Raw genomic sequence first — 12530 nt, forward strand, 5'->3', positions numbered from 1 at the left:
GCGCCACCATGAGCGCGCGCCCGCCGCCCGACGGCCCGGGCCCCAGCGCCACCGCCCGCCCCCGACGCACCCTCCGGCGCGCGCCCGAGTCCCCGGCGCGGCCCCTCCGGGCGGACGGTCCCGCCACCCCGCACGACCCAGTCACCCCACGCGCCCCGGCACCCCACAGCCAGAAGGACACGAACCGATGACCACCCCCACCCCGCCACCCGCGCCCACCGCGGAGGCCCCCGCTCCGCACGCCCCCCACGGCGACCCCGGCACCCCCCGTGACCTCATCGGCATCGGCATCGGCCCCTTCAACCTCTCCCTCGCCGCCCTCGCCCACCCCCTCACCTCGCTCGACGCGGTCTTCTACGACGAGCGCCCCGCCTTCCACTGGCACCCCGGGCTCCTCATCGACGGCGCCACCCTCCAAGTCCCCTTCCTCGCCGACCTCGTCACCCTCGCCGACCCCGCCAGCCCCTGGAGCTTCCTCAGCTACCTCCGCGCCCACGACCGGCTCTTCCCCTTCTACTTCGCCGAGCGCTTCCACATCCCGCGCACCGAGTACGACGCCTACTGCCGCTGGGTCAGCGACCACCTCCCCGCCCTCCACTTCGGCCACCGGGTCGACAGCGTCGGATGGGACCCCGAACACGCCCTCTTCGACGTCCGCTTCACCCGGCTCGGCCCCGACGGCACCCCCCTGTCACCCGGCCACGCCCGCGCCAGGAACATCGCCCTCGGCATCGGCACCGCCCCCCACGTCCCCGAAGCCCTGCGCCCGCTGGCCGACGACCCCACCGTCCCCGTCCACCACTCCGCCGACTACCTCACCCACCGCGAACGCCTCCTCGCCGCCGGACACGTCACCGTGATCGGCTCGGGCCAGTCGGGCGCCGAGATCTTCCTCGACCTGCTCCGCCACCGGCCCCCCGGCCGCGAACGCCTCCACTGGCTCGCCCGCACCGAGGCGTTCGCCCCCATGGAGTACTCCAAACTCGGCCTCGAACACTTCACCCCCGACTACACCCACTACTTCCACGGCCTCCCCGAACCCGTCCGCGACACCCTCGTCCCCCGGCAGTGGCAACTCCACAAGGGCATCGACACCGCCACCATCGACGCCATCCACGACGAGCTGTACCGCCGCACCCCGCACGGCGGCTGGCCCGACGCCGTCCTCACCCCCGGAGTCACCGTCCGCACCGCCGGACGCGTCGCCACCACCCGCGTCGAACTCCACCTGGAACACCTCCAACAGCACAGCCGCAGCCGCCTCACCACCGACGCGGTGGTCCTCGCCACCGGCTACCGCGAACGCCCCCTCACCCCGCTCCTCGCGCCGCTCACCCCCCATCTCCGCCGCGACCACGCCGGACGCCCGTGCGTCGACCGGCACCAACGGCTCGTCCTCGGCCCGGCCGCGAGCGCCCCCGGCCGCCACGTCTACGTCCAGAACGCCGAACGCCACACCCACGGGGTCGGCACCCCCGACCTCGGCCTCGCCGCCTGGCGCGGCGCCACCATCCTCAACGACCTCACCGGCAAGAACTCCTACCCCCTGCCCACCCGTACCGCCTTCACCACCTTCGGCCTCACCCAGCCCCCGCCGACCACCCCCGCCCCCCTGACGCTCACCCCGCTCAGGGACCCCCGCTGACGCCCCGCGACCACCCCGCCCCGACTCCGTCCCGCCCCCGGGCCGCGCCGTCCCGTGCCACAGTGGCCACATGACACCCCCTCAGCCGCCGCACGGCCCCGGCACGCCCCCTCCGCCGTCGCGCGGCCCCGACGACCCGACCCCCGCCCCCCACACCCCCGACGACCACCCCGCCCCGAACGCCCCCCTGACCCAGGACGGCAGCCCCGCCCCCGACCGCCACGCCCCGGACGGCCCCCCGGAACCCTCCCCCCTGCCCTACGGCACCCCGCGCACCCCCCGCCTCGCCGTCCGGGGCGAGGCGCATCTGGAAGCCGCCCCCGAAACCGCCCGGGTCACCGTTACCCTCACCGCCCGCGACACCGACCGCACCCGCCTCCTCGCCGACCTCACCCGCCGCAACACCGCCACCCTCGACCTGCTGCGCTCCCACGGCGACGCCGTCGAACACCTGGAGAGCGGCCCCCTCACCCTCACCCCCCAACTCACCAGGCGCGGTCGCGCCGACCACGTCCGCCACTACCTGGGACACCTCCACATCACCGCCGACCTGGGCGACTTCGACGCCCTGGGCGAACTCGCCACCCGGCTCGCCGACCAGGACCTCACCCGCGTCGAGGGCCCCTGGTGGAGCCTGCGCCCCGACTCGCCCCTCCACCGGGAGGTCCGCCGCCGCGCCGTCCGGGACGCCGTCACCCGCGCCCACGAGTACGCCGACGCGCTCGGCACCACCGTCGCCCACCTCGTGGAACTCGCCGACACCGGTGCCGAGGCCGCCCCGTCCGGCGCCGACTGGGGACCCGTACCGCCCCACGGGCTCCGCGCCGCCGCGTTCGCGGGCCACACGCCCGACACCGGCGACGCCCCGCCCCTCGACCTGGAACCCCAACGCCAGTACCTCCACGCCGTCGTGCACGCCCGTTTCACCCTCGTCCCGCCCCGCTGGTGAGATCCCTCCCTCCTCAACCGCTCCCGGCGTTACCCCATGTACCCGGACAGCCGCGTCCCGCCATCGGAAAATGCTCATCAGAGCACCCGTGCGCACAATGCGTCAGTTGTTAAAACCCTTTCACGAAAAGGATGTTGGGCAGTCACCGGATACCAATTTCCTACCCGCCGGTAAGCTCTAGGCTCGAACCATGCGCCGAGCGAAAATCGTCTGTACCCTGGGCCCCGCCACCGACTCGTACGACCAGATCAAGGCACTGGTCGAAGCCGGAATGGACGTAGCCCGCTTCAACCTCAGCCACGGCTCCTACGCCGACCACGAGGAGCGCTACCACCGCGTCCGCAAGGCCTCCGACGAGACCGGCCGCAACGTCGGCGCCCTCGCGGACCTCCAAGGCCCGAAGATCCGCCTCGGCCGCTTCACCGAAGGACCCGTCCTCCTCGAACGCGGGGACACCTTCACCATCACCGTCGAAGAGGGCGTCCCGGGCGACCGCCACACCTGCGGGACCACGTACGACGGCCTCGCCGCCGACGTCACCCCCGGTGAGCGCATCCTGGTGGACGACGGCAAGGTCACCCTCGAAGTCGTCGCCGTCGACGGCCCCCGGGTGCGCACCACCGTCATCGAGGGCGGCATGGTCTCCGACCACAAGGGCCTCAACCTCCCCGGTGTCGCGGTCTCCGTCCCCGCCCTCTCCGCCAAGGACCAGGAAGACCTCCGGTGGGCGCTGCGCACCGGTTTCGACGTCATCGCCCTTTCCTTCGTACGCAGTGGACAGGACATCAAGGACGTCCACCGCATTATGAAAGAAGAGGGCCGTTTCGTCCCCGTCATCGCCAAAGTCGAAAAGCCCCAGGCGGTCGACAACATCGATGACATCGTCGCCGCATTCGACGGCATCATGGTCGCCCGCGGTGATCTCGGCGTCGAAATGCCGCTTGAGCAGGTTCCCCTCGTCCAAAAGCGGGCCATCAAACTCGCCCGGCGGAATGCCAAGCCCGTCATCGTCGCCACGCAGATGCTGGACTCGATGATCGAGAACTCCCGCCCCACCCGCGCGGAGGCGTCCGACGTCGCCAACGCGGTCATCGACGGCACCGACGCGGTGATGCTCTCCGGCGAGACGAGCGTCGGGAAGTACCCCGTCGAGACCGTGCGCACGATGGCCCGCATCGTCGAGGCCGCCGAGGAGGACCTCCTCTCCAAGGGCCTCCCGCCGCTGGACGAGGGCGACAAGCCCCGTACCCAGGGCGGCGCCGTCGCCCGTGCCGCCGCCGAGATGGGCGACTTCCTCGGTGCCAAGTTCCTCGTCGCCTTCACCCAGTCCGGTGACACCGTCAAACGCCTCTCCCGTTACCGTTCGCCGATTCCCCTGCTCGCCTTCACGCCCGATCCGGCGACCCGCTCACAGCTCAACCTCACCTGGGGCGTGGAGACCTTCCTCGGCCCCCAGGTCGACTCCACCGACGCGATGGTCGAGCAGGTCGACGAGCAGCTCCTGCGGATCGGCCGCTGCGAGCGGGGCGACGCCGTGGTGATCACCGCGGGCTCCCCGCCCGGAGTCGCCGGCTTCACCAACCTGGTCCGCGTCCACCACATCGGGGACAACCCGTCCTGACGGGTTCCGCCCGCCCCCGCGCCCTCCCGCGAGGACGCGTACCCGGCCCCCGCCGGCCCGTACGTGATCCCCGCGGAGCGGGGCGGCCGAAAGACCCCGAGCCCCCGCCCGCCCCCGGGTCAGTGCTTCGGGCCTATGTGACGGTCCATGAGCTCCACGGAGGCCCTTCTGGCCACGGAGACGTTCAGCGGTCTGCCCTGACGTCTGAGGACGGTCCACTCGACCCCCACGGCGTCGAGGGCGTCGGTGAGCAGGGCACGGATGTCGTCCGACTCGTTGGTGAAGAAGTACCGGGGGTACTCGTAGCGCTGGAGCGTTCCCCGGACGAGCCGTGAGGTCCGGTTGACGGTCCGGCAGCCGTCCGAGTGGATGAGCCCCCGGATGAACTCCCAAGGGTGGGCGTCGACGATCTCCCGTTGCCAGGGCTCCAGGGAGATCCGCCGCTTGTGCTTCCGCCCGGGACCGTGCTGGGGGAAGAAGCACGGCCAGTGCTTGCTGGCCGACGTCACGGAGACGCAGCCCTGCTTCTCGACGCGGAACGTCGAGTTGTCCGGCCGGACGGCCCGCACGGCGGCCTCGCAGGCGTCGATGAGCCCCGGCCAGGCGTTGGCGCAGGCGATCCGGAGGGCGTACACGCCTCTCCGGTGTTCGCTGAGGCAGCCGTCTCCGAGGTAGAGCCCGAGCAGGTATCCGTAGGCGGCCGTGTCCTCCGGTGGCGCCGGTGACTCCTGGCATCTGGGGCAGGGCAGACCGCCGCGTCTGACGGGCTCGGGGCGGGTGCGCCAGGAGCGGATCGCGGCACGCGACACGCCCGTCTCGATGCTCACGGAGTTCAGACTGCGGCCTTGGGCCACCAAGGCGAGCACCCGCGTGCGGGTGTGGATGTCGTACACACGTCCAACGGTGGGGCACGGACGGCGGCGGCGCGCAGGAAAAAGCGGATGTTCACGAGAACGTGTACATCCGCTTCAATGGGCGACCTTCGGATCGAAGGTAAAGTGCCCCAGGTGGGATTCGAACCCACACTGTCCGCTGTTTGAGAGCGGCCTCTCTAACCAGTTGGAGTACTGGGGCCTTGGAAAGCAAGGGATACGAGCCCCCCTTGGCTCCCAACCATACCGCAGCTGGGTAGGCTCTTGGGAGCAGTACTCCGCCCTGACAAGGAGCCCAAAGTGACCGCCCCCGAGCCGCCCCAGCCCGTAGAAGACGACGACAAGTCGCATGTGCCTCCGCTGACGACCCGGGTCGTCATCGCCGAGGACGAGGCGCTGATCCGCCTCGACCTCAAAGAGATGCTGGAGGAGGAGGGCTACAGCGTGGTCGGCGAGGCCGGTGACGGCGAGACGGCCGTGGCGCTGGCCCGGGAGCTCCGTCCCGACCTGGTGATCCTGGACGTGAAGATGCCGAAGCTGGACGGCATCTCCGCCGCCGAGCGCATCGCCCAGGACTCGATCGCCCCGGTCCTGATGCTGACCGCCTTCTCGCAGCGGGACCTCGTGGAGCGGGCGCGTGACGCGGGTGCGATGGCGTACCTGGTGAAGCCGTTCAGCAAGAGCGACGTCGTCCCGGCGATCGAGATGGCGGTCTCGCGGTTCACGGAGCTGCGCACCCTGGAGAACGAGGTCGCGGACCTCACCCAGCGGCTGGAGACCCGCAAGCTGGTGGACCGGGCCAAGTCGGTGCTCCAGACCGAGTACGGGCTGGCGGAGCCCGCCGCGTTCCGCTGGATCCAGAAGACGTCGATGGACCGCAGGCTGTCCATGCGGGAGGTCGCGGAGGCCGTGATCGAGGACGGCCGGGAGCGCCGCGCGGCGAAGGAGAAGCAGCAGTAGCGCCGCGCGGTCACGGCGTGCGGGCGTGCGCGGAGGCCCCCGTCCGGGAGGTGTTTCCCGGGTGGGGGCCTCCGTCGTGTCCCGGCCCGTTCCCCCTGGGAGGGCGGGGCCGCCCGTTCTCCGAGGGCCCGTTCAGTCCTCTCCGAGGTAGGCCTTGCGGACGGACTCGTCGTGGAGGAGGTCGGGTCCGGCGCCGGAGAGCGCGATCCGGCCGGTCTCCATCACATGGCCGTGGTCGGCGAGGGAGAGCGCGGCCCGCGCGTTCTGTTCCACGAGGAGGATCGTGGTGCCCCGGGCCTTCAGCTCGGCGATGGTGGACATGATCTTCTGCATCATGATCGGTGAGAGGCCCATGGAGGGTTCGTCGAGCATGAGGAGCTTGGGCCGGGACATCAGGGCGCGGCCCATGGCGAGCATCTGCTGTTCGCCGCCGGAGAGGGTTCCGGCGGCCTGTCCGCGGCGTTCGCCGAGGATGGGGAAGAGGTCGTAGGCGCGTTGGACGTCCTGGGCTATGCCGTCGGTGTCCTTGCGGAGGAACGCGCCGAGCTGGAGGTTCTCCTCGATGCTGAGGCGGGGGAAGATGTGGCGGCCCTCGGGGGAGTGGGCGAGGCCGAGGGCGACGATCTTGTGGGCGGGTATGGCCCCCAGGGGCTGTCCGGCGAAGGTGATGGTGCCGCTCAGGGGTCTCAGCAGGCCGGAGATGGTGCGCAGGGTGGTGGTCTTCCCGGCGCCGTTGGTGCCGATGAGGGTGACGACCTGGCCCTCGTCCACGGTGAAGGAGATTCCCTTGACGGCTTGGATCTTGCCGTAGGCGACCTTGAGGTCCCTGACTTCGAGGAGCGCGGTCACGGGGTGTCCCCTTCCGGGCGGGTGGTGCGGGTGCCGTCCTGCGGGGTGGTGCCCTTCCCGGTGGTGGCCGGGGCGTCCGGGGCGGCGTCGGTGGAGCCGGGCGGGGGCGGCTCGGCGCCGGTCGGGCCGGGCGGGACGGCGTCGGCGGGGCCGGTGTGGGCGGCCTGTTCGGCGGCGGCGATCTCTTCGGCGGCGGGGTCCTCGGGGGCTCCTTCGAAGGGGGTGCCGAGGTAGGCGGCGATGACGCGGGGGTCGCTCTGGACGACGTCGCTGGTGCCCTCGACGAGCTTCTCGCCCTGGACGAGGCAGGCGACGCGGTCGCAGAGGTTGAAGATGAAGCGCATGTCGTGCTCGATGACGAGGACGGCGATGCCCTGGTCGCGGATGGCGAAGACGAGGTCCTCGGTGGCGCGGGTCTCCTGGGGGTTCATGCCCGCGGTGGGTTCGTCGAGGAGGAGGAGTCCGGGGTCGCTGGCGAGGGCGCGGGCGATCTCCAGTTTGCGTTGTTCGCCGTAGGGGAGGTTGCGGGCGAGGTGGTCGCGCTTGGCGGCGAGGCCGATGAAGTCGAGCAGTTGCATGGCGCGTTCTTCGGACTCGCGTTCGGCCTTCTTGAAGCCGGGGCCGCGCAGCAGGGCGGACCAGAGTCCTTCCTTGGTGCGGGTGTGCCGTCCGACGAGGACGTTCTCCAGGACGGTCATGTTGGCGAAGAGGCGGATGTTCTGGAAGGTGCGGGCGATTCCGGCCTGGGTGACGAGGTGGGGTTTGGGCGGGAGGACGGTCCCCCGGTAGGCGACGGTGCCCTCGGTGGGGACGTAGAGGCCGGTGAGGCAGTTGAAGAAGGTGGTCTTCCCGGCGCCGTTGGGGCCGATGAGTCCGACGATCTCGCCGGGGTGGACGGTGAAGTCGACGGATCGTACGGCGGTGAGGCCGCCGAAGCGCATGGTGACCCCGGTGGCCCGGAGGACGGGGTCACTGGTGGGGGCCGTGGTGTCGGTGCTGGTACTGGTGCTGGTGCTCATACGGGTCACGCCCCCGCCTTGGTGGTGTTGACGGCCGGACCCGGTTCGGGTCGTGGTTCGGGGACGTCGGGTTGGCCGGTCTCGTGGAACTCCAGTTGCTGGCGCCGGTTGGCGATGATGCCCTCGGGCCGGAAGCGCATCAGCACGACGAGCGCCACGCCGAAGGCGAGCAGGGACTTGTCCTGGAGGAACACCAGTTTCTCGGGGAGGAGGTAGAGGAGCGCGGCGCCGAGGAGGGGGCCGCTGACGGTGCCCATGCCGCCGAGGACGACGGCGGCGAGGAGGAACGCGGAGTTGGGCGGGGTGGATCCGGCGAACTGGTAGGGGTTGGGGACGACGCTGTAGGTGACGTGGGCGCTGACGGTTCCGGCGAGTCCGGCGAGGGCGGCGCCGAGGGCGAAGGCGATGAGTTTGACCCGGAAGCCGTTGATGCCCATGGCGGTGGCGGCGGTCTCGTCCTCGCGGATGGCGACCCAGGCGCGTCCGATGCGGGAGTCGGCGGCGCGGTTGTAGACGAGGACGACGATGGCCATGACCAGGACCATCAGCAGGTAGTAGTTGGCGAACCGGCCGAGGGTGATCCCCGCGATGTCATGGGTTTCGCCGAAGTCGAAGCCGAGGATCTTCAGGTCGGGGATGGAGGAGATGCCGGTGGGGCCGTTGGTGATGTCGGGTCCGGAGTCGCCGTCGAGGTTGTTGACGGCGATGCGGAAGATCTCGCCGAAGCCGAGGGTGACGATGGCGAGGTAGTCGCCGCGCAGCCGCAGGGTGGGCGCGCCGATGAGGACGCCGAAGACGAGTGAGGCGAGGGCGCCGGTGAGGGCGGCGGCCCAGAAGGGGAACTGGACACCGGAGAACCGGGAGAACTCGGATCCGGAGACGAGGGCGGCGGTGTAGGCACCGACCCCGAGGAAGGCGACGTAGCCGAGGTCGAGGAGTCCGGCGAGGCCGACGACGATGTTCAGGCCGAGGGCGACGGTGCCGAAGATGAGGATGTTGACGCCGATGTTGGCGTAGTGGTCGTCGGTCTGGGTGAAGGGGAAGACGATGGCCGCGGCGAAGCCCATGGCCAGGGTGAAGGAGCGGTGTTCGGCGGCGATCCGGGAGATCCTGGCGATGATCCCGGCGGTGCTGAGGGCCCAGATGCCGAGGGTGACGACGATGAGGTATCCGATGAAGGTCTCGCCCTCTTCGGAGGGGGTGTCGACGCCGTAGGTGAAGACGCCGAGTCCGGCGAGGACGACCAGGGTGAGGACCGCCCGCTGGACCCAGGGGGCCATGGGGGTGGGGGCGGGGATCCGTTCGGGTCTGCGGAACAGCCGTCGCAGGACGTCGCGCCGGTCGGTCGTGCCGTCGGGGCGGGGTTCGGTGGTCTGGGGGAGGGCGAGGGCGCCGAGGAGGGGCAGGGCGGCGGCCACGGCGGCGAGGTAGCCGCCCGGTTCGAGGTTGGCGAGGCCGCCGAGGGTGACGGCTATCGCGAGGACGGTGAACCAGGTGGTGCCGAGGAGGCCGAGCGCGGAGAGCACGAGGGGCGCGTCGCCGCCGCCGGGGTTGAGCCGGCGCACTCCGCGGACCTGGTGGGAGGCGAGGGCGTAGAGGGTGGTGAGGGCTCCGGCGACGAGGGTCATCCACTGGAGTCCGCCGGGGTATCCGTAGACGGTGAGGTCGCCGGGGAACTCGCTGGTCCAGGTCCAGGAGAGGAACGGGGAGACGAGGCTGGCGATTCCGCCGGTGAGGACGAGGGCGCGGGCGGCGGGAACGGGCAGGGGGAGCAGCGCGGCGGTGCGGTGGGTGGTGGTCGTCATGGTGGTCACGCCCTGTCCGCGACGCGCTCGCCGAGCAGGCCCTGGGGCCTGAGCAGGAGGACGAGGATGAGGAGGCAGAAGGCCCAGACGTTGGCCCAGCTGGCGCCGCCGAGCTGGTCCATGCCGGGGACGCCGTCGATGTAGGCGCTGGCGAGGGTTTCGGCGACGCCGAGGACGACGCCGCCGAGCATGGCGCCGTAGATGTTGCCGATGCCGCCGAGGACGGCGGCGGTGAACGCCTTGAGCCCCATGATGAAGCCCATGCGGTATTCGACGTGGCCGTATTTGAAGCCGTAGGCGACGGCGGCGACGGCGGCGAAGAAGCCGCCGATCGCGAAGGCGATGACGATGATGCGGTTGGTGTCGATGCCCATGAGCTGCGCGGTGTCGGGGTCCTGCGCGGTGGCCTGCATGGCGCGTCCGGTGCGGCTGCGGCGGACGAAGAGGGCGAGGCCGGTCATGCAGACGGCGGCGACGACGAGGAGGAAGATGTCGGCGCGGGTGACGGTGAGGGAGCCGATCTCGTAGCTTCCGCCGCCGAGTTCGGGGAAGACGCGGGGCTTGTCGGCGCGGGGGTAGAAGTTGCGGACGACTTCCTGGAGGGCCAGGGAGAGGCCGATGGCGGTGATGAGGGGGGCTAGCCGTGGTGCTCCGCGCAGGGGCCGGTAGGCGAAGCGTTCGGCTCCCATCGCGAAGAGGACGGCGATGAGGCCGCCTCCGATGAGCATCAGGGGCAGCGCGGCCCACAGGGAGGTGCCGGTCGGCAGGACGTAGGCGTAGACGGTCAGCGCGCCGAAGCCGCCGATCATGAAGATCTCGCCGTGCGCGAAGTTGATCAGCTGGACGATGCCGTAGACCATCGTGTACCCGATGGCGATCAGCCCGTACATCGAGCCGAGGAGCAGCCCGTTGGCCAGCTGCTGCGGCAGGGTGTTCACCGCGTGGCCTCCATTGTCGCTGGGGGTGAGTGCAGGGTGGGGTCAGACGAGGGGCCGCGCGGTGGGGGTCTGCCCGCCGCGCGGCCCTGGGTGGTGCCGGTGCCGCCTGGTGGTGCCGGTGGTGCGGTGGGTGTTCCGGGTGCGGCGTCGGCGGGTGCGGTGGCGTGGCGTCACGGGGGCCGCCGTGGTGTCACGGGCCGGTGGTGCGCCCGGTGGCGGTGAGCGGTGCCGTGGGCCGGGCCGCCGTGGCGCGGGGCCGGGTCAGCCGTTGTAGGTGCCGGTCTTGACGGCTTCCCACTTGCCGTCCTTGACCTGGTACACGGTCAGCTGCTTGTTGCCGGTGTCCCCGTACTCGTCGAAGGAGACGTTGCCGGTGATGCCCTCGAAGTCGCTCTTGCCGACCGCTTCGACGACCTCCTCGCGCAGGGTCTTGCCGGGCAGCTTGCCGTCGTTGGCTTCCTTGACCGCCTTGACCGCGTTGATGATGGCGGAGGTGGCGTCGTAGGAGTAGCCGCCGTAGGTGCCGTAGTCGCCCTTGTAGCCCTTGGCCTTGTAGGTCTCGATGAACTTCTTGGCGGCGGGGAGGGTGTCGACGGGGACGCCGACGGAGGTGACCAGGTCGCCTTCGGAGGTGGAGCCCGCGGTCTCGATGTAGGTGGGGGTGAACATGCCGTCGCCGCCGAAGAGCGGGATCTTGGCCCCGGCTTCCTTCAGCTGCTTGGTGATGAGCTGGGACTCGTCGTACTGGCCCCCGTAGTAGAGGAGGTCGGCCTTGGCCTCCTCGACCTTGGTGACGACGGCCGCGAAGTCCTTGTCGCCGGTGTTGATGCTGTCGGTGCCGACGACCTCGCCGCCGAGCTTCTTGAACTCCTCGCGGAAGATCTTCGCCAGTCCGGCGCCGTAGGCCTGCTTGTCGTCGACGACGTACACCTTCCTCTTCTTGAGGGTGTTGTAGGCGTAGTCGGCCGCGAAGCCGCCTTGGAGGGCGTCGGTGGTGGCGGTGCGGAAGTAGGTGGGGTAGGGCCGTTTCTTGTCGCCGCTCCGCCAGTTCTTGCCCTGGGTCAGTCCGGGGTCGGTGTTGGAGGGCGAGATCTGGACCAGGTTGGCGGTGGCGAAGACCTGCTGCATGGTCTGGGCGACACCCGAGTTGAGGGGGCCGACGACCCCGACGACCGACTCGTCGCCGACGAGGGCGGTGGCGTTCTGCTGTCCGGTGGCGGGCTGGGCCTTGTCGTCGAGGGCCTTGAGCTCGAATTTCACCCCGGGAACGAGCTTCTTCGCGTTGGCGTCGTCGACGGCGATCTTGGCCCCGTAGCGGATGCCGAGTCCGGTGGCGGAATTCTCGCCGGACAGGGGTGCGTCCACGCCGATGGTGAGGGTGGTGTCGCCGCCCGAGTCATCCCCGGAGCCCCCTTCGTCCCGTGATCCACAAGCGGTGAGGGTGAGCGCTCCGGTGGTGAGAACGGAGGTGAGTATCAGCAAGGAACGCTGTCGCACAATCAGTCCTTTCCGCCCGGCGAATCCTTCCCTGGTGGGGCCGGAACAATGCCGAGCTGGTACCGAACTCCCGGTGGAGCGGTGACTGGCGGTGACTCTAGGCCGGAGCTATGGCCGGGGGCAGTGGCGTGGGGCTGCTTGTGACTCTCTTGTTATGACGCACCGGAATTTCTCATTCCACTCACTGTGCCGTGAACGGGTTCGGCGGTTTCTCCGGGTGGTCCACATTCTGAGAGTCCGCACTTCCGCTTGGTGGTGCGGAAGGTGCCGGAGAACGGACACTTGATGATCGTTTTGGCTGCCCGAAAATGATCGATAATTTAGATGTCGATAACATCGAGATATTCGGCCATTATTGCGCCCGTGTTACGTAGC

Annotated in this window: 10 protein-coding genes and 1 tRNA gene; 4 read left to right on the plus strand and 7 right to left on the minus strand. The window is 70.3% G+C overall.

What is annotated here, in order from left to right; genetic code table 11:
• Positions 1 to 187: 187 nt before the first annotated feature.
• The 3 genes from ACVWNX_RS26795 to pyk all read left to right on the plus strand — a co-directional run bounded on the left by ACVWNX_RS26795 (position 188) and on the right by pyk (position 4215).
• Positions 188 to 1645 carry a lysine N(6)-hydroxylase/L-ornithine N(5)-oxygenase family protein gene (locus ACVWNX_RS26795; RefSeq protein WP_454410645.1) on the plus strand — a complete coding sequence of 486 codons (1458 nt, stop codon included), beginning with the start codon at positions 188 to 190 and terminating at the stop codon, positions 1643 to 1645.
• Between the two features lie 70 nt (positions 1646 to 1715).
• Positions 1716 to 2594, plus strand: a complete 879-nt coding sequence (locus ACVWNX_RS26800; protein ID WP_454410646.1) for an SIMPL domain-containing protein — start codon at positions 1716 to 1718, stop codon at positions 2592 to 2594.
• A 190-nt stretch (positions 2595 to 2784) separates the two neighbouring features.
• A complete protein-coding gene (gene pyk / locus ACVWNX_RS26805) occupies positions 2785 to 4215 on the plus strand; it encodes a pyruvate kinase (RefSeq protein WP_454410647.1) in 1431 nt (476 codons plus the stop codon).
• Between the two features lie 119 nt (positions 4216 to 4334).
• Here pyk and ACVWNX_RS26810 read toward each other — a convergent pair whose 3' ends face one another.
• Entirely contained in the window at positions 4335 to 5108 is a 774-nt protein-coding gene (locus ACVWNX_RS26810; protein ID WP_454410648.1) for a transcriptional regulator, read from the minus strand.
• A gap of 106 nt (positions 5109 to 5214) precedes the next feature.
• Positions 5215 to 5289: transfer RNA gene (locus tag ACVWNX_RS26815), tRNA-Leu, on the minus strand.
• A 98-nt stretch (positions 5290 to 5387) separates the two neighbouring features.
• Between ACVWNX_RS26815 and ACVWNX_RS26820 the strand changes: the two genes are divergently transcribed.
• Complete coding sequence (locus ACVWNX_RS26820; protein ID WP_454410650.1) at positions 5388 to 6047, plus strand: ANTAR domain-containing response regulator; 660 nt, start codon at positions 5388 to 5390, stop codon at positions 6045 to 6047.
• A 132-nt stretch (positions 6048 to 6179) separates the two neighbouring features.
• Here ACVWNX_RS26820 and ACVWNX_RS26825 read toward each other — a convergent pair whose 3' ends face one another.
• From ACVWNX_RS26825 to ACVWNX_RS26845, 5 genes are all read right to left on the minus strand, one after another.
• Complete coding sequence (locus tag ACVWNX_RS26825; protein WP_454410651.1) at positions 6180 to 6896, minus strand: ABC transporter ATP-binding protein; 717 nt, start codon at positions 6894 to 6896, stop codon at positions 6180 to 6182.
• Entirely contained in the window at positions 6893 to 7915 is a 1023-nt protein-coding gene (locus ACVWNX_RS26830; protein ID WP_454414950.1) for an ABC transporter ATP-binding protein, read from the minus strand. Before ACVWNX_RS26830 ends, ACVWNX_RS26825 begins: the two co-directional genes overlap by 4 nt.
• 5 nt (positions 7916 to 7920) lie before the next feature.
• On the minus strand, positions 7921 to 9720 hold the full coding sequence (locus ACVWNX_RS26835; RefSeq protein ID WP_454414951.1) for a branched-chain amino acid ABC transporter permease: 1800 nt from the start codon (positions 9718 to 9720) through the stop codon (positions 7921 to 7923).
• A gap of 5 nt (positions 9721 to 9725) precedes the next feature.
• A complete protein-coding gene (locus tag ACVWNX_RS26840) occupies positions 9726 to 10658 on the minus strand; it encodes a branched-chain amino acid ABC transporter permease (protein ID WP_454410652.1) in 933 nt (310 codons plus the stop codon).
• 261 nt (positions 10659 to 10919) lie between these two features.
• Complete coding sequence (locus tag ACVWNX_RS26845; protein WP_454414952.1) at positions 10920 to 12140, minus strand: branched-chain amino acid ABC transporter substrate-binding protein; 1221 nt, start codon at positions 12138 to 12140, stop codon at positions 10920 to 10922.
• Positions 12141 to 12530 lie beyond the last annotated feature (390 nt).

Source organism: Streptomyces sp. JNUCC 64 (genome assembly GCF_054484115.1).

Coding starts and splice junctions, on each gene's coding strand:
- pyk (WP_454410647.1), top strand. CDS start 2,785: ATGCGCCGAGCGAAAATCGTCTGTACCCTGGGCCCCGCCACCGACTCG.
- ACVWNX_RS26800 (WP_454410646.1), top strand. CDS start 1,716: ATGACACCCCCTCAGCCGCCGCACGGCCCCGGCACGCCCCCTCCGCCG.
- ACVWNX_RS26835 (WP_454414951.1), bottom strand. CDS start 9,720: ATGACGACCACCACCCACCGCACCGCCGCGCTGCTCCCCCTGCCCGTT.
- ACVWNX_RS26795 (WP_454410645.1), top strand. CDS start 188: ATGACCACCCCCACCCCGCCACCCGCGCCCACCGCGGAGGCCCCCGCT.
- ACVWNX_RS26830 (WP_454414950.1), bottom strand. CDS start 7,915: ATGAGCACCAGCACCAGTACCAGCACCGACACCACGGCCCCCACCAGT.